Below are 15,445 nucleotides of genomic sequence, written 5' to 3' on the forward strand. Positions count from 1 at the left end.
AACTTAGCTAGTTACCATTAACCCGTCCGCCTGATTATCAACTGTCCCGGCATGGTGATCACTTCGAGCTTCTGCCCGAAGGTAAATCCGAGCGGCTCCAGCCATCCCCCCTTAATCGTCAGTTGTGGTAGCAGGGTCAGGCCGCTAATGGCAGAGGCTGCAAACGCTGTCATGATGCGGGAGTTGAAGGCGGAAAGGTCACGGCTTGGCGGTAGTGTGCCGGAGTCCAAAACCGCGTATCGGGGTCTGATGACTGGCAGCGAAAAGGCGACAGGGACGGTCTGTTATAACCCATGGAAAGTCTAGGGGAAAAAGGTTCCTGCGGCTACGAGTGGAATCACAAACGCCACGTCTAGGCGTACACTATTTATAATGATCCAAGTGATGTATTTAGCCCGAATAGTCTTATCACAGCAATGATAACTGGAGCAGCTACAACTGGTATGAAATATGTTGGAACTACAGCAGTGAGCACCGCAGGAGCAGGGATAAGTAGCCTCATTAATGGTAAGAATCCAACAGCGCCCTTCATCGGGCTGCAGGTGGAGCTACGTTAGGTTATTTGTTTGGGTTGGGCGTTCAGAAGGTTGATAATAAGGTATGGAATCCTTGGAGTAATGGGTTTAAAGATTATCAAAATTCGAGAATGCCATCAATAATAGAGCCACCTAAAGTAAACCAATTACCAGCAATAGCAGGTGCTACAGCAGGTGGCTATCTATCTGAGAGAGCTGGAAAAGCAGGCGAAGATTATGCCAGGGGAAACTGAAATGAAAAAAATAATTTTTTCCTTTCTTCTTTTTTTACTTATGGGTTTCATCACCCTTTTAGCCGGATGTGTTTTAGTTTCAGTGTTTAGCAGATTGACTGCTTTACTGATAGAAGGACATTGGCCTTTTTATTCGATTGTTAATTTCCTTGATGACTTTAACTTTAGTCTTTTCAATGGGTTTGTTTTTGGTGTGCTCATGTTTTCTGTGAATTTATTCTTGAAAATGAAAAAATATAAATAATAGAATTTGGTTGTTGTTGAGAATGTTTTTGGGGTGATAAGGACATCACAATCTTCACCGAAAAGTACGTAAGCGCGGAGGCTGAGGCCGAGAGGGAATAGCTTCTGTCTGATCTGAAAAAGCTGGGAAAAGATAAGAAAAAAACAAGCATTTATTAGATGCTAATGAGTGTAGAATAGCGTCCTAACAGGATTGGATAAAATTTTTTACAATTTTTACTGAGCTATTGCTCTCCAACCTTAACGACTCTATCAGTACCGAGCTCATATCCTGGCCCTTCAAAAAGGATGAATTAAATGATTTATCTGCTATTAGGAATTGCGCTGTTCGCATTTTTCGTCGGAACGGTCGTTTTTTTCCGTTTTAGTAAAGTGACGGGAAGAAGCGTCCAGTCACCTTTTACCTCTATGTTTTTCTTTGATGCGCTCTTTTTTGGGCTGGGCAGTAAGCGAGACATGAACATCGCAGCATGTTCATTTATCGTCTTTTTAGTTAGTATCTGGGGATTAACTTATTTAAAATCAAGCACTCATTTTTGGGGCAGTCGCGAAAGTTATTTTGGTTTTGTGATCGCCGGAATTTTGTTTCTGATTATGCACTGTCGCTATTGCGCAAAAAATGTCGTTATCAAAAATGATGGGCTTGCACCCATGAGAGAATTGACCAGTATCAGGTTGTCCAGCCTCACTAGCCCCTTTTTATGGTTAAGTCGGGCCGGGTATCTGGGTTTCTTTATCGGAATGATGCGTTGAAGCGAAATATGGATAAAGAGAGAGCCTCAATCTCGACGTACTGCCAAACGAAATATCAATATCACGAAAGCGATTGTGGTAGTTATAGAAATGATGATTAATCCTCGATTAAAACTTTTCCTGTTACTGGTATTACTCTGGATGTCAGGTCTCTTTATCACTATGGCTTCAGGCCGTCTGCTAATTGCAGCGGCCTCGTATCTCTTCCTTAATGATTTTGATTTCAAGTGGAGCGACTTGATTACTGCGCTCAGAATCTCTGTAGGCGCAGGGTTCATCATTGGAGGGGGGCAGTCCCTGCAGGTGAAAGAGAAAAAATGAAAATTTCATTTTATTGGGCTTCAAAGGAAGAGAATGCGGCTTACCTCAGCCTCTCCACCCTGGTCTCCCCCTCCACCATCGATAGCTGATACAGCGAGAACGACCTCTGCTTCTCAATCAACTTCGCCAGCTCCGGCGAGTGGCTGGTGAGCCAGATCTGCGAGTAGCGGCTGGCCTCGGCGATTAAGCTCGCCAGGGCGGGCAGCATCTGCGGGTGCAGGCTGTTTTCCGGTTCGTTTAACGCGATAAACGCCGGTGGGCGTGGGCTTAACAGCGCTACCGCCAGGCACAGAAAGCGCAGGGTGCCGTCAGAGAACTCCGCCGGTTCCAGCGGCCTGCTCAGCCCCTCGCGCTGCATCATCATGCGAAAACGTCCGCCGGTGTTGTCGCTGTAAAACACGCAGCCGGGGAAGGCCTGGTCGAGGATGCGCATCAGCAGCAGCTCGTCGCCAATCTCGACGATGGTCTGAAACGCGGCCGCCAGGTTGGCACCGTCGCTGGCCAGCACCGGGGAGCGGAAACCGACCTGCGGGGCCCGCATCGCCGAGCCGGACGCGACGGAAAACTCATGATAAAAGCGCCAGTTACGCAGGGACTCGCGCATCTGCGACACTTCCGGGTAAAGATGCGGCTCGCCGAGCTGTCCGAATACCGATTCGTTCTCATACAGCGTGCCGCTGTGGGTCACTTTCTCGTGATGCACGTTGTTCAGAAATACGGCCTGATTTTTTCGCTTCATCAGCTGTGACGAAGGACGACGGTGCTGGCCGCTCAGCCAGATGGACTCCTCTTTGATAACCGGGTCGAGCTGAAACTGCGAGGGATAGGGCAGCTTCTCCACAAACCCGACCTGCAGCTCGTATTCGTAGGACTCTGTTTCCACCGCCAGATTCATCCGCCGCAGCTGGTCGCTGCGGGTTTTGCCTGCCCAGAACACCTTCAGAATGCCGCCCTCGTTCGCCAGCGCCTGGGAAAACTGCCCCTGGGCGGCGCTGTGCATCAGATGTATCGCCTTGTAAATATTGGATTTCCCGGTACCGTTCGGCCCGAAGACGATGTTGAGCTGCTCCAGCTCCAGCGACATCTCGCGGATGGAGCGGTAGTTTTGAATGTGCAGGGTGTTGATCACTGGCAGGCCCCTTTTTGCAGAATAAGCCTGTATATAATCACAGTATTTGAGATGAAATGCAAAAAAGAGACGACAGTGAGGATGTCGTCTAAACGGGGTACTGCTTTGGGCCTCTACGGGTCAATGGGGCCTTCGCATTTTTATGATCACTTGACTGCCAGACGCAGACCCAAATCATCAGGATAGGGATCAAAGTAGTTTTGCGTCATCAGATACCGGTCGGGGTATTCGGCCAGGTAGTGCTTCAGCAGCGTGATCGGGGCGAGAATAGGCAACTGTCCGTTGCGATAGTGCAGGATCACGTCGCGCAGCTCGCCGCGCTGGCGGGTGTTCAGCTGGCGACGGAAATACCCCTGGATATGCATCAGCACGTTGGTGTGATTCTTCCGCGAGGCGGGCTTTTTCAGGATGGTCATTAGCTTTTCCCGGTACTCCACGAAGAAGGCGTCCAGGTCTTCCCACTCGTGCAGCGAGGCAACGAACGGGCCGATTTCACGGTAGCCTGCCTGATGGTGCGCCAGGAGCTGAAGTTTGTAACGGCTGTGGAAGTCCAGCAGCGCGCGGCGCGTGAGGCCATTTTTACGCAGCGTGTTCAGTTCGTGCAGGGCAAATACCCGCTCGATAAAGTTTTCCCGCAGCACCGGGTCGTGCAGCCGACCGTCTTCCTCGACGGGCAGCCACGGGTAGGTTTCAAGAAGGGCGGCGGTGAACAGCCCGACGCCCTCCTTGCGGCCCCGGTTGCCGTTTTCATCGTACAGCCGCACGCGTTCCAGGCCGCAGCTTGGGGATTTTGCGCAGACGATAAATCCCGACAGATCGCCGATTTTTGGCAGATAGTCCGCCGTAAAATCGGCCATTTTCTGCGTAATGTCATCATGAGGCGGCTTGCTGAAACGGAGCTGCGTTTCACCGCTGTCCATCAGCGTCAGGCGTATGGCCGGGCGAGGCGTCGGCAGACCGATGGCCATTTCCGGGCAAACGGGCCTGAAATTCACCCACTGGGCCAGCTCATCCATGACGAAGCCCATACGCTTGTGTCCGCCGTCAAAGCGAACGGCGGATCCGGTCAAACATCCGCTAATACCGAGTACAGGTTTCGTTGTCATGGTGTGGTCCTCCCGTTCATATAATTAAAACTTACACAACATGACTAATTTGTCCAAGTATTCGCGGAACTATTTTTTATAATCCTTTAAAATCAATGCGTCTTAACTGCCCTTGTAGGTCGAGTAACCGTACTGGCTCAGCAGAAGCGGGATGTGCAGCTTTTCGTTGGTGCGGGTCACGGTAAACAGCACCGGGATCTCCGGGAAGAAGGAGTCCAGCTTTTTGCCGTGGAAGTAATCTGCGGTTTTGAAGGTCACTTTATACACGCCAGGCTGCATGTCCTGATCCTGCGGATAGAGCGATTTGATACGGCCGTCGTGGTCGGTTTTGCCGCTGGCTATCGGGGTCCATTTGTCCTGCTGCTGTTTCTCCAGCGTAACGGTCACGTCTGATGGCGGCATCCCGGTTTGCTGGTCGAGAATGTGGACGCTCAGCGTGCCGGCAGGGGCGCTAAAGGCAGCAGGGGCAAAGGCCATCGAGGCCAGGATCAGCAGAGGGGCAGTTTTTTTCATGGTGTTTTCCTGTGGAGTTATTCGTCACAGGAAAACGTTAGCATCTGCGGCGCGGGAAAATATTCAACTTTTCGTGAAGATTCCCGCAGGAGAAAATTATCAGAGGATAATCACTTCAAGCGATACCTGCTGCTGCCACTGCTCCAGCTGCTTTTTCCGCCCGGCGGTGAGTTTGCCGCTGGTGACCAGAAGCCATTTACGCTCCGGGAAAATTTCCGGTGCCAGCGCGTCGGGCGGAACCGGCAGGATGTCGATTCGATGGCCCTGCCCGGTGCGCGTTAGGGCTTCGAGCCAGATCTCGCACGGGTCGTTCAGGTGCCAGCCGCTGAGCAGAATATTATCGCCCGGCGCTTTTTTATCGCCTTCGAGGCAAAACGAGGTGTAGGCGATGATGATGCCGTCGAGGATCGCGCGCAGGGTCATGGCGGCGGCGACGTTGGCCGAAACCTGGCTGCGCAGCGGGCGCAGCACGTTCGCGACCAGCTCCGGCCTTGGGTATTCGCGTCCGGCGTCGTAAATCATCTGGCGCAGGGACTCGACTTTGCCGTCCTGCAGGCGTTGCAGCATGTTCTGTTGCAGGGTTTGCCAGTTGTTGGTCCGACCCGGCATCGGGCGTTCCAGCAGCGGTTTGACCTGGCCGATCGGGACGCCTTTTTTTACCCAGTCGAGGATTTTGAGCGCCTGCTGGACGTCCTCATCGCTGTACTGGCGGTGGCCGCCTTCCGTGCGCTGTGGCTTGAGTAAACCATAGCGACGCTGCCACGCCCGCAGGGTGGTGGCGGTGATGCCGCTGAGTCTGGCGAATTCGCCGATGGAGTAAGCCATGTCCGTGTCCAGAGTGGAAGAATACTCTCAATATACTACGAATTTTCCCGAACGGGATGAAGCGCCGAAACGGTGCACTACACTTAACGTCCAACCGTGCAAATGAAAGGAATTCTCATGAAGCTATGGCCTGTTGTGACCGGTGTTGCCATTGCGCTGACGCTGGTCGCCTGTAAATCCCCCACGCCGCCGAAGGGCGTGCAGCCGATTTCTGGTTTTGACGCCAGCCGCTATCTCGGCAAATGGTACGAGGTCGCCCGTCTGGAAAACCGCTTTGAACGCGGGCTGGAGCAGGTAACCGCCACCTACGGCAAGCGCAGCGACGGCGGCATCAGCGTGCTTAACCGGGGCTACGATCCGGTGAAGAACAAGTGGAACGAGAGCGAAGGGAAAGCGTACTTTACCGGCGAGCCGACCACCGCCGCGCTCAAGGTGTCGTTCTTCGGCCCCTTCTACGGCGGCTATAACGTGATCAGGCTCGACGATAAGTACCAGTACGCCCTGGTCAGCGGCCCGAACCGCGACTACCTGTGGATCCTTTCGCGCACGCCAACCATTCCGGATGCGGTGAAGCAGGATTACCTGAACACCGCTCGCAGTCTGGGCTTCCGGGTTGACCAGCTGGTGTGGGTCAAGCAGTAGCCCCTACTGGTAGGAAAACGTAATGCTGGCCAGCGCGTTGGCCGAGCCGGGGACCAGTTCGCCGGTTCGGATGTACTGCGCCTGGAACGGTAACGACAGGGTTTGCGCCGCCGCGGTGCTCTGGATAAAGAACTGGCCGGTCGTGCCCGCGGCCGAGCTGTCCGGTCCCATCGTCAACGGTCCGGTGCCGTTGTAGAAAAACTGCACCCCAACGCCGGACGCCGTGGAGTCTCCGGTCAGCGTCACCACCGACGAGGTGTTCGACGGCGTGGTCTGATCGGTCATCACCGCGTGAACCGCCACGTCCGCGTCGCAGGTCAGGCCGACGGTAAACGTCCCGGATGGCGACGTGCTTCCCACCGTGGGCAGAGTGCGTATATCAATGGTGCCGAGCGCCACGCTGGCGTTTTTGCTGCCGACCGTACACCCGCTGGCGGTTACCGTGATGGTGGTCGGGCTGATGATGACCTGCGCCGTTTTGACCTCGTTGTTATAGGCGGTTAATACCGCGGCGTTGATAGTCGGGATGTTATAGACGCCGGATTTCAGCGCCGTACCGGTTTTAATAAAGGTGACTTTTGCTGACCAGCCCAGATCCTGGGTGCTGGTAGTGGTACCTTCCGCCGGATAGCTTTGCGTCACACCGGTTTGCAGGGGAATGTATTTTGTACCATTAAAATCCTTCAGCCCGATGATATACCCTACCCCCGGCACGCCGGTTTCAAAAATGGTGTAGTTCACCCCGTCGACGGTGACCGTCATCCCGCTTGAGACGGCGCTGCTGCTCGGTTCCAGCGTGCTTTTGTTGCAGAGAATAACAAATCCGCACCAGAACACCTGCTGCACGCTGGCGGTGGCGCTCCAGGTCGATCCAATGATGTTGCCCGGCACCACCGAATCAGCGGGCCCGGTGTAGGTCATCGGCTGAGGGGAGAGGGTAATATCCGATTTCCACTCCATCGCCTGCAGGCTGGCACAGAGAAACATACTGCTGATAAAAAAGAATAAACGCATCATAGATACTCCGTTGTCCAGGTGGCGAAGGCTGACACATCACCGGCGCTCACGGGGATGCCGGTGGCAACCAGCTGTGCGTAAAAGGTCATCTGTACGCTGTCATCCCCCGCCGTTCCGTACGCGGTGGTTTGCGTGTTCAGGGGAATGAGTACGCTCTCTTTATCGAGGATCTGCACCGCCACGCCGGTAGCGCCATCGTCGGCAATCTTCAACAGCTGCGGGTTGGCATCATCCGGCGTACCGCTGAAGCGGATTTTTACGCCAGCAAAGGTTGGCCCGCACGCTTCAAGCCTGAGCGTAAAGGGCGTTTTGATATTGCTGACGGCCCCGGCGCGCGTAAATTGTTTGATGCCAATGGTGCCCAGCGGCACGTTCTGCTCCTCGGAGTCCTGTGCCACCACGCAGGTATTGCCGATCAAATTGCCGGTGACGGAAACCAGCACGTCATACCCGCGAACGGGGAGAGCGAAAACCAGCAGTGCGATGCAGCCGAGCCGGAACATTACTGACATACCACCTCCTGAGAATAGAGACCGGTGCGGGCGTTATAGTTCTGCTTGTTTAAGGCGTAGGTAATGGCGCAGCGCTGGCTGTTGCCGCGACCCCACACGGCGTTCAGCTTTCCCTTCTCTGACAAACCGGACAGATACAGGCTGCCGCCATCGCCGACGATGCCGCTGGTTTTGTCATTATCGAGCGAGACCAGCGTGCCGAAGGGGAGCACGTCGTTGCCGTGACGCACGATAAACATCGCTTTTGCTCCCTGACGCGTGGTGAAGGTGGCGCGAACCAGGGCACCATCGGTAGGCGTTTTGTTGGCGATGGCGTTTTCCAGCTCCACGTCGTTGCCAGCGGTCGTCACGTCCAGTGCGACCTGGTTAACGCGGTACGGCGTGGCGTATGGGATCACCGCATAGCCACGGCTGTCCGTTTTGATGCCCTTATGGTTAAGCACGGCGACGTTGCTGGCCCCCGGGGCTTTTACCAGAATGTTGGTGTTCCCGAGCGGCTGGCTCAGCGTCAGGCCATCTTCATGCACTACCGCACCACCGCTGATGCCGTAGCTGAGGTTGCGGGAGTTGCTGGTGTAGCTGTAGCCCAGGTTGTAGTCTCCCCGCGCGCCTTCGTATTGCAGGGTGGCATCGCCGCCGTAGTGCTGCTGGGCGCTGTAGCGCTGGTTGACGCTATAGAACAGATTTTCCTGGCCCGGCAGGTAGCCGCTCACGCCCGTGCTGGCGGTTGTACCTGTGGAGTCCGCATGGGTCGTGGTAAAGCGCGCGCGGGTAGACAGCGCCGGATTGCCCAGCGGGACCGAAATCGACATCGACAGGATGTTATCTTTCTTGTCGTCATACAGGCTTGAGCTTCGCTGAACGCTGACGCCAAGCGACACGTTGCGAAACGTGGCGTTCCACGCAAACTGCAGGCTTTGCGTGGTGTCTGACGTGTTCCAGTAGGTCTGCTGATCCCACGACAGTGACAGCGAGCCGTATTGTCCCATCGGCTGCGACAGCAGCAGCTGGTTTTTTGCCTTGCGCGACATGCGCAGGTTGTACACGTTGTCGTAATGGGTGGTGACGGTGCCATCGTTTTCCACCGTCTGCTTTGGCGATCCGCCCGACATCCCTTTGTACGTCGTGTCGCTGAGGGTATAAAACCCTTTCGTGGAGTAGCGCAGCGAGAAGAAGTTCACCCGCGTGCCAATGTCGTTCAGCAGCTTGCTGTAGCGCAGGCGCACCGAATCACCGCTGTAGTGCCGATCGTCCGCCAGCTGGCTGCGGGCATGGGTCAGGTCAAGAGAGTAGGCGCCAAAGCGGCCGAGGTTTTGCCCAAACCCGAAGGCCAGGCCGTTATACCGATCGGCAAACTGTGCCCCGCCGTAAAACGTCAGGCCATATTGCCAGCCATAGAACAGTTCGCCCTGCGCGAAAGAGGGCGCATCCTGATTGCCCGTCGGACGGTATTTCCCGGCACCGAGGGCATATTTCACCTGTCCGTTACGCACCAGGTTCGGCACGCTGGCAAAAGGAAGCGTGTATTGCGTTTTGCTGCCGTCGTTCTCCTGAATGGTGACCGCCAGATCGCCTCCCGAGGAGGTCGGGTAGAGATCTTTCAGCACAAACGCCCCTGGTGGAACGGAGGTTTGATAGATGATGTTGCCGTTCTGGCGAACCGTTACGGTAGCGTTGCTGCGCGCGATGCCCCGGACTTCCGGCGCATAGCCGCTGAGGCTAGCGGGCAGCATGTTGTCATCGGTTTTCAGGGCGATGCCGCGCAGGCCCACGGAATCGAAGACCTGCGCCGAGGTGTACGTTTCCCCGGCATACACCTGGGCGCGCAGGGCGTGAATATCGCGCTGCAGCCAGGTCTGCACGTGGGTGAGTTCATTGCTGTCTTTGGTCCACGTGGTGAAATCACGCAGCCGCCACGCGCCCAGGTTGACGCCGCTGTTGAGGCTCGCAAACAGCTGCTGTTCCCGCGTGCGCGTCTCGCCGCGATACTCATTGTTCGAGCCATTGACCACGTAATTCAGCCACGCGGCAGGAATGCCCGCCTCCCAGCTTTCCGGGCTGACATACCCGCGCGGCAAATTGCGCATCGCACTTTGCGGTACGGTGAAGCTCAGGGTGAGCGTCTTCTGGTCCAGATCAAACTGCGTATCCGCAAACGCCTTCGTTAAGAAGATGCAGCGCTGCGCCAGCGGCAGCGCTCCGCCCTTTGCCTGATGACTATCGATGCCCAGCGCGTCGAATTGCTCAGGCGTGAGGCAGGGCAGCGCTTCACCCGTACTGTCTTCAGCAAGGCGGAACGTGACGTTACCTGTGAACGCGTAGTTGGTATTGATATACACGTTGAGGTTGTAATCACCCGGCGGCAACGCGCTCCCGGCGTTGACCCAGGCGAGATCGGCGCTGTTTGCGCTCTCGCCGTTGAGGAACGCGGGGTTAAATTGCAGCTCGCTTTCAGCAGCCACGGCTTGCCGAATCACCAGGGAGATCACCGTGGCGCACAGGATTTTTCTTTTCACGTGGTCACGCCTTACTGTTTGTATTATTGGGATAACGATGCGCGCGAAGCGGGGGTCCATGCCCCATAATCGTTAATGGTCTGAAAGCTCATGCTGCCCGCATGGCTGAAGGTTTCGGCCAGCGTCACGCTACCTTTCGGGGGCACCATCACCGGCTGCACCGGGATACCGTCAATTTTCACGTTGATGGTGGTGAGGTAGTACGGCGTAGGGTTGCTGAGCGTGACCTTTCCGGCGCGGTAGGAACCGGTCAGGCGTTTCCACGCCTCTCCTGGGCTCTCACTGAGTCCCGCCGGGCGATAAAAGACCTTGATGCGGTTAGCCGATGCAAACTGCAGCGTATTCCCGGAGCCGCTTTTCGCCTGCTGGGGGATGGCTTTGACCGTCATCCAGTAGAGCGTCTCCCGATCCTCTGGCAGGGCTTTACCGTTAAACATGATTTTCACCGCGCTTTCGCTGGCCGGTTTCATGACGTAAAGCGGTGGCGTGATCACGAAGTCGTTGGTACGTTCGCCTTTCTCATTTTCCATCCATGACTGGATCAGGAACGTGGCGTCGGGATGGGTGTTTCTCACCTGCATCATCGACTGGGTGGTCGCGCTGGAGTAGACCATTCGCGTTGCGCCCAACCCCACGCCGCCGGCATAGACGGCGGAGGAACATAACGTACCCGCCAGGCAAATCAATGTGTTTACGCGCATAGTGTTTCTCCTGAAAGCTAAGTGAGGCCCGGCCAGCAGACCGGGCCTGAAGATTACGAATAGGTCACGGTGTAGGTCGCGACAGCGCTGGCATCACCCGCGGTGGCGCCGCCCTTCGGCGAGTAATATTTCGCGCTGAAGTTCAGGGTGTTGGCACCCTTGCGCAGAGGGATGGCCGAAGCAGGTTCACCCAGCTTCACTACGTTGCCCTGCTCGTCATAAAGGCGAATAGCCACGTTTTGCGCAGAGTTGGCGCTGCCGTTTGCCCCGACGGACAGGCTATTAACATCGGAACCGTCCGGCGTGCCGGTGAAGGTGACGGCCACGGTTGTCGCGGCAATCGGGTTATCTTCCGTTGAGGCTGAGGTGTCGGCGATTTCACAATCTTCCAGCGTGATGGCAAACGCTTTCGCCGTGCTGGCTTCGCTGCCCGCACTCGCCAGCGTCGCGGTACGCACTTCACCCATATCCACGTCAATGTTGGCGCTTCCTGCGCTGATGGCGCAGGCGGAGGTCACCACTTTGCCGTTAAAGTTCACCGTGCCGCCGCTGGTGCCGGCAGCCAGCGCCGTGCCAGCTGGCAGTAATGCAGCAATAGCGACCGCAAGCAGCGTTTTGGTATTGAATTGAGCTTTCATTGTCCTGATTCCATTATGTTGTTATGTCGAGATTTGCTCTGAAAGGAGCAGGTTTAACTGGTTAAAAAGACCAGCAAATCTGTCTTGTTCCTGAGCCCGAGTTTTCTTATCGCTGAGCTTTTTAACGCGCTGACACGACGGTAAGAAAGCTGCTCTGTTTCGGCGATGTAACGCATATCCAGACCCTTTCGCAGTTCCTTCAATACTCTCCATTCGCCCGGCGTCAGCGATAACGCCGTGGGTTTCTTTATTGGGCGATAACGGCTATCGACCAGTTTTAATACGCTGGCTCGCCAGTGATAAAGCGGGTCCTGCAGCGAGATATAAGCGTCTATTTCACCGCGTATCCACAGCCAGGAATTTGCTGGTGCGGAATACATGCAAATAAGCACGCCGGGATAGAGCACTTTCATCTTCTTGATATATTTCAGGCAATCATAACCCGCGTGATATTTATCCGTGCCGGATAAAAAAATCACGTCTACAGGTGTTGCCGTTAACATCTTTTCGAGCTCCGCGTAATCATTGCTTGATGCATTAATCTGCATGTCAGGGGCAATGTTTTTTAATAACGCGGCGATCCCCTGGCGCGTAAAGTGATCCCCACCCAATAGCGCGATATTTAAATGACGTGTGTTGTTGTGTTTATTCGCCATGACATTCCCTCGATTTATAATTGTAATGAGACTCGCCTGTATGGTAAGGCGATGCCTGATATTCTCGAAGCAATTAAGCATTGCACGGTGTGAGCTCACTATACTCAAGGCGTAAAAGAGGTAACCTGAATTAATCTTAATTTGTTTTAAGTGCAATTTACGTGTAGCGTCAATTCTCCTCGCTGAACCGTCTCTTACTTCTCTGCCTGTAAATAATGATACCGGTATTTTTTATTAAAAAGTTGGCTTTAATAAATGTTTTGTAAGGGGATTGTCTGGTGATGTCATACGAGGCGCATTGTTACTGACGGTTACTAACAGTTTCGTGCTGAAATTGTTAATTAAGACGATAGCTTTCGAATTGGTCGGAATTTCGAAATCCGGTGGCATGGCGCGTCCTCTCTGCTTTTCGCTAAAAAAATAAATTAAGCATGCTGAATAATTTAGACAGCGATGACTAAAGCGTTCAACTGGCGCATTTGTCGAGTTTTGTCAGTGTCAAGACGGATTAAGCGGCGATTAAGAAAAGTTCAGACTGATAGATTAGGGGAAAGGAAAAATAAGATTTTTCGCCAGGCGTCAGGATATACAGTTGCGCATTTATCCGTCACATTAATCCTTACACAGGCGAGGGATACGCAGGTTAACCGTAAAGGGATTTTACTGTAGTAACAGGTGTTGACCGGAGGTATTTAGCCCATTCTATGCATAAGTATTACATTATTAATGGCCTGGTAGAGTTTCACCCAGCAGCCAGCACATTACGCGATCTGAACAATCCCGAGCGGGTAGTGGTATTAAATTCCCCGGCGGGCCGCTGTTTGTTGTTATTAATAGAGAGAGTCGGAAGTATTGTGACTCAACAGGAGTGCATGGATATTGTCTGGCAGCGCCGGGGGATGTTGGTTTCGCCTAATACCTATTACCAGAACATTTCTATTCTGCGTAAAGGGCTGAAGAAGGTGGGTTTCGAAACCGATCCGATTGTCACTATCCCGCGCATTGGACTCACGCTCGCAAGCGATACGCAAATCACTATTAAAGAGACGCAGCCGCAGGCTGAAGAGGAAGAACACGGTGCGCCGGATGTCTGCGAAGAGACCGTCGCTCCGATGGTATCGACACGCCGCTTCTGGCTGCCGGCCGTGCTGGTGGTATTTCTGGTATTGGCTGGCGTGAGCGTTATAAGCCATCGCCTGATGCATGACAGCTATTTTGTGGACGGATACCGCTTCGCGACGAAGTTGGGCGAGTGCCAGCTCTATTTTGCTCGCGATATTGAAACGCAACGCGATCGGGATAAAGCCCTGGTCTATGCCACCCCGTTTAAGGATCAGTGCGTGAACTATCCCTGGGTATATGTCAGCGGCTACACATTGCTACCTCGCGCGTCGGTCATTCGCTGTGACAGGCCAATGACGGAATCCAACCGCTGTATGTCTGATTATTTTATAGAGGATCGCTAGTATGATTCGCTACCGTCAAATGCTCTTTGCGCTCTGCCTGTGCCTGCTGATGGGGGCTGTTGCGGCGGCGTATTACCTCTGGCATCGCCATTACATTCAGCCCTTTGCCTGTCAGGTGAACTTTATTCAGCATCATCGGGATGAGACGCTCTCTCTGTGGCTGAATTACAGCGTGGAGGGTAACAGCGGAATACTCAGCATGAATGGCAAGGTGAAAAGCGACCCAACGAAGAGGCTAAATCGCAAAGTGTTCTTTCAGATTGAGCGTAGAGACAGCGTCTATAACCTGACGTCCGTACGCAATATAAAATTTCCGGACGACAACATCAGCGACAGCTGGCTTGAAAAGTACGAGCCCTTATTTTTTATCTACCCGGACAAGAATATTTATATGCGCATTAAGAAACAGCAGAATGAGAATTATTTATTTATTCTGGGGACGCTGCCAACCTATGTGTGCCACACGTCAAAAAACAGATAGCGAAAGGGAGAAATTCTTTTAAGTTTTGCCGGCGTCATTTATGCTTGATTTAACAGCTATGATATACATTATGGAAATATAATAGCAGCAATAATGTTGCGATAATGTAATTATTCTTCTTCGGCAAGTTAATGAAAACTTTAATTGATGATAGCGTCAGAATGACGCCTGCACGGAATAAATCCCTGCATATGGGTTTACTCCTGTGGCCCCAGTTCTCGCTTTTAGCATTTTCAGGATTGATAGAGGCGTTACGCATTGCTTCCAGCGTCCAAAAGCGTAGCCAGAAAATATGCTTTAAACTCAGCCTGATAAGCGTTCACCCCGACTCACCGGTTGTAAGCAGCTCGGGTATCAGCGTAAGGCCCGATGCCGCCCATGCACCGCCCGGTGACTTCGACTACATTGCGGTGATTGGTGGAGGTCTGGAGCATCTTCACCAGGGACACCGTGGCGACAGAGCGTTTCTCACTGATGCTCATCACAACAGCACTCCTCTGATAGGTATTGGCACCGGCAGCTTTATTCTGGCGGAGGAAGGCTTACTGAACGAGCGCCGCGCCTCGATTCATCCTCATCATCATGGCGTTTTCACGCAGCGGTTCCCGCAGGTTTATGCTGAGCAAGGCCTCGATTTTATCGACGAAGGTGATGTGCTGACCTGCCCGGGTGGGATCTCAACGCTCACCCTGGTAACGTCGCTGATCCGCGCCCACGGGGGAGACGACATTGCGGCTACTACCTCCTGGCGTCTGTCTCTTCCTCCACATGATGCCGCCACGCCACGGCCCGCGAATGTCGCCATGATCCCTGATTCACGACTGCGCAGGGCGGTGATGATTATCGAACAATATCTGACTCACCCGCTGAACGCCGCCAGGCTCGCGCAGGACGTCAAGCTGAGTGAACGTCAGCTCAACCGCCTGTTTCATGCCGAGTTTGGCAAAACGGCGCGGGAATTTATTCGCAGCGCCAGGCTACGCTATGCCTGCTGGCTGCTGAAAAACTCTCAGCAAAGCGTCACGGATATTGCGCGGCGGATGCGGTTCAGCGACTGCGCCCACTTTATTCGTCATTTTCAGACCGAGTACGGCTGTACGCCGGGAGTATGGCGCACGTCGCAGAACTGATGTGCCGATTTCGTGCTTTCTTCGTAG

General features: G+C 54.0%; 18 protein-coding genes. 7 read left to right on the forward strand and 11 right to left on the reverse strand.

Going from position 1 to position 15,445, the window contains the following annotated elements:
- Positions 1–17: 17 nt before the first annotated feature.
- On the reverse strand, positions 18–173 hold the full coding sequence (locus tag AC2TE5_RS00300) for a SymE family type I addiction module toxin (RefSeq protein ID WP_484613377.1): 156 nt from the start codon (positions 171–173) through the stop codon (positions 18–20).
- Between the two features lie 537 nt (positions 174–710).
- On the opposite strand from AC2TE5_RS00300, the gene AC2TE5_RS00305 reads away from it, so the two are divergent.
- From AC2TE5_RS00305 to AC2TE5_RS00315, 3 genes are all read left to right on the forward strand, one after another.
- A complete protein-coding gene (locus AC2TE5_RS00305) occupies positions 711–1,013 on the forward strand; it encodes a hypothetical protein (RefSeq protein ID WP_484612453.1) in 303 nt (100 codons plus the stop codon).
- A 296-nt stretch (positions 1,014–1,309) separates the two neighbouring features.
- A complete protein-coding gene (locus AC2TE5_RS00310) occupies positions 1,310–1,765 on the forward strand; it encodes a hypothetical protein (RefSeq protein WP_484612454.1) in 456 nt (151 codons plus the stop codon).
- Between the two features lie 90 nt (positions 1,766–1,855).
- Positions 1,856–2,086 (forward strand): hypothetical protein, encoded by a 231-nt coding sequence (locus AC2TE5_RS00315; protein WP_484612455.1) that lies wholly within the window; start codon positions 1,856–1,858, stop codon positions 2,084–2,086.
- Between the two features lie 40 nt (positions 2,087–2,126).
- On the opposite strand, the gene AC2TE5_RS00320 is transcribed toward AC2TE5_RS00315, so the two are convergent.
- The 4 genes from AC2TE5_RS00320 to AC2TE5_RS00335 form a co-directional block, all read right to left on the reverse strand.
- Positions 2,127–3,215: an AAA family ATPase gene (locus tag AC2TE5_RS00320; RefSeq protein ID WP_484612456.1), complete on the reverse strand. Its 1,089-nt coding sequence runs from the start codon at positions 3,213–3,215 to the stop codon at positions 2,127–2,129.
- Positions 3,216–3,361: 146 nt separating this feature from the next.
- Complete coding sequence (locus AC2TE5_RS00325) at positions 3,362–4,321, reverse strand: YbgA family protein (RefSeq protein WP_484612457.1); 960 nt, start codon at positions 4,319–4,321, stop codon at positions 3,362–3,364.
- A gap of 102 nt (positions 4,322–4,423) precedes the next feature.
- A complete protein-coding gene (gene uraH / locus AC2TE5_RS00330) occupies positions 4,424–4,834 on the reverse strand; it encodes a hydroxyisourate hydrolase (protein WP_024906656.1) in 411 nt (136 codons plus the stop codon).
- A 99-nt stretch (positions 4,835–4,933) separates the two neighbouring features.
- Positions 4,934–5,659, reverse strand: a complete 726-nt coding sequence (locus AC2TE5_RS00335) for a MerR family transcriptional regulator (protein WP_121426055.1) — start codon at positions 5,657–5,659, stop codon at positions 4,934–4,936.
- A gap of 117 nt (positions 5,660–5,776) precedes the next feature.
- Here AC2TE5_RS00335 and AC2TE5_RS00340 point away from each other — a divergent pair, with 117 nt between their 5' ends.
- Positions 5,777–6,301, forward strand: coding sequence for a lipocalin family protein (locus tag AC2TE5_RS00340; RefSeq protein WP_033147067.1), 525 nt, complete (start codon positions 5,777–5,779; stop codon positions 6,299–6,301).
- A 3-nt stretch (positions 6,302–6,304) separates the two neighbouring features.
- On the opposite strand, the gene AC2TE5_RS00345 is transcribed toward AC2TE5_RS00340, so the two are convergent.
- The 6 genes from AC2TE5_RS00345 to AC2TE5_RS00370 are packed head-to-tail and all read right to left on the reverse strand — an operon-like array spanning position 6,305 to position 12,341.
- Positions 6,305–7,318 carry a fimbrial protein gene (locus AC2TE5_RS00345; protein ID WP_484612458.1) on the reverse strand — a complete coding sequence of 338 codons (1,014 nt, stop codon included), beginning with the start codon at positions 7,316–7,318 and terminating at the stop codon, positions 6,305–6,307.
- Complete coding sequence (locus tag AC2TE5_RS00350; protein WP_484612459.1) at positions 7,315–7,830, reverse strand: fimbrial protein; 516 nt, start codon at positions 7,828–7,830, stop codon at positions 7,315–7,317. The genes AC2TE5_RS00345 and AC2TE5_RS00350 overlap by 4 nt, the downstream gene beginning before the upstream one ends.
- Positions 7,821–10,346: a fimbria/pilus outer membrane usher protein gene (locus AC2TE5_RS00355; protein WP_484612460.1), complete on the reverse strand. Its 2,526-nt coding sequence runs from the start codon at positions 10,344–10,346 to the stop codon at positions 7,821–7,823. The genes AC2TE5_RS00350 and AC2TE5_RS00355 overlap by 10 nt, the downstream gene beginning before the upstream one ends.
- 23 nt (positions 10,347–10,369) lie before the next feature.
- Positions 10,370–11,047 carry a fimbrial biogenesis chaperone gene (locus AC2TE5_RS00360; RefSeq protein ID WP_213330074.1) on the reverse strand — a complete coding sequence of 226 codons (678 nt, stop codon included), beginning with the start codon at positions 11,045–11,047 and terminating at the stop codon, positions 10,370–10,372.
- Positions 11,048–11,100: 53 nt separating this feature from the next.
- Positions 11,101–11,685 carry a fimbrial protein gene (locus tag AC2TE5_RS00365; protein ID WP_213330076.1) on the reverse strand — a complete coding sequence of 195 codons (585 nt, stop codon included), beginning with the start codon at positions 11,683–11,685 and terminating at the stop codon, positions 11,101–11,103.
- 53 nt (positions 11,686–11,738) lie between these two features.
- A complete protein-coding gene (locus AC2TE5_RS00370) occupies positions 11,739–12,341 on the reverse strand; it encodes a helix-turn-helix transcriptional regulator (RefSeq protein WP_121426049.1) in 603 nt (200 codons plus the stop codon).
- 704 nt (positions 12,342–13,045) lie between these two features.
- Here AC2TE5_RS00370 and AC2TE5_RS00375 point away from each other — a divergent pair.
- The 3 genes from AC2TE5_RS00375 to AC2TE5_RS00385 all read left to right on the forward strand — a co-directional run bounded on the left by AC2TE5_RS00375 (position 13,046) and on the right by AC2TE5_RS00385 (position 15,418).
- Complete coding sequence (locus tag AC2TE5_RS00375; RefSeq protein WP_484612461.1) at positions 13,046–13,807, forward strand: winged helix-turn-helix domain-containing protein; 762 nt, start codon at positions 13,046–13,048, stop codon at positions 13,805–13,807.
- Between the two features lies 1 nt (position 13,808).
- Positions 13,809–14,288, forward strand: a complete 480-nt coding sequence (locus AC2TE5_RS00380; RefSeq protein WP_213330078.1) for a hypothetical protein — start codon at positions 13,809–13,811, stop codon at positions 14,286–14,288.
- Positions 14,289–14,419: 131 nt separating this feature from the next.
- Entirely contained in the window at positions 14,420–15,418 is a 999-nt protein-coding gene (locus tag AC2TE5_RS00385) for a GlxA family transcriptional regulator (protein ID WP_484612462.1), read from the forward strand.
- Positions 15,419–15,445: the final 27 nt, after the last annotated feature.

This window comes from Enterobacter sp. N5-15, from assembly GCF_057221635.1.

Bases quoted from the DNA above. Each gene is read 5' to 3' on its own strand.
- AC2TE5_RS00300 (WP_484613377.1), bottom strand. From the start codon at position 173: ATGACAGCGTTTGCAGCCTCTGCCATTAGCGGCCTGACCCTGCTACCA.
- AC2TE5_RS00310 (WP_484612454.1), top strand. From the start codon at position 1,310: ATGATTTATCTGCTATTAGGAATTGCGCTGTTCGCATTTTTCGTCGGA.
- AC2TE5_RS00315 (WP_484612455.1), top strand. From the start codon at position 1,856: ATGATGATTAATCCTCGATTAAAACTTTTCCTGTTACTGGTATTACTC.
- AC2TE5_RS00325 (WP_484612457.1), bottom strand. From the start codon at position 4,321: ATGACAACGAAACCTGTACTCGGTATTAGCGGATGTTTGACCGGATCC.
- uraH (WP_024906656.1), bottom strand. From the start codon at position 4,834: ATGAAAAAAACTGCCCCTCTGCTGATCCTGGCCTCGATGGCCTTTGCC.
- AC2TE5_RS00335 (WP_121426055.1), bottom strand. From the start codon at position 5,659: ATGGCTTACTCCATCGGCGAATTCGCCAGACTCAGCGGCATCACCGCC.
- AC2TE5_RS00340 (WP_033147067.1), top strand. From the start codon at position 5,777: ATGAAGCTATGGCCTGTTGTGACCGGTGTTGCCATTGCGCTGACGCTG.
- AC2TE5_RS00345 (WP_484612458.1), bottom strand. From the start codon at position 7,318: ATGATGCGTTTATTCTTTTTTATCAGCAGTATGTTTCTCTGTGCCAGC.
- AC2TE5_RS00350 (WP_484612459.1), bottom strand. From the start codon at position 7,830: ATGTCAGTAATGTTCCGGCTCGGCTGCATCGCACTGCTGGTTTTCGCT.
- AC2TE5_RS00360 (WP_213330074.1), bottom strand. From the start codon at position 11,047: ATGCGCGTAAACACATTGATTTGCCTGGCGGGTACGTTATGTTCCTCC.
- AC2TE5_RS00365 (WP_213330076.1), bottom strand. From the start codon at position 11,685: ATGAAAGCTCAATTCAATACCAAAACGCTGCTTGCGGTCGCTATTGCT.
- AC2TE5_RS00370 (WP_121426049.1), bottom strand. From the start codon at position 12,341: ATGGCGAATAAACACAACAACACACGTCATTTAAATATCGCGCTATTG.
- AC2TE5_RS00375 (WP_484612461.1), top strand. From the start codon at position 13,046: ATGCATAAGTATTACATTATTAATGGCCTGGTAGAGTTTCACCCAGCA.
- AC2TE5_RS00380 (WP_213330078.1), top strand. From the start codon at position 13,809: ATGATTCGCTACCGTCAAATGCTCTTTGCGCTCTGCCTGTGCCTGCTG.
- AC2TE5_RS00385 (WP_484612462.1), top strand. From the start codon at position 14,420: ATGAAAACTTTAATTGATGATAGCGTCAGAATGACGCCTGCACGGAAT.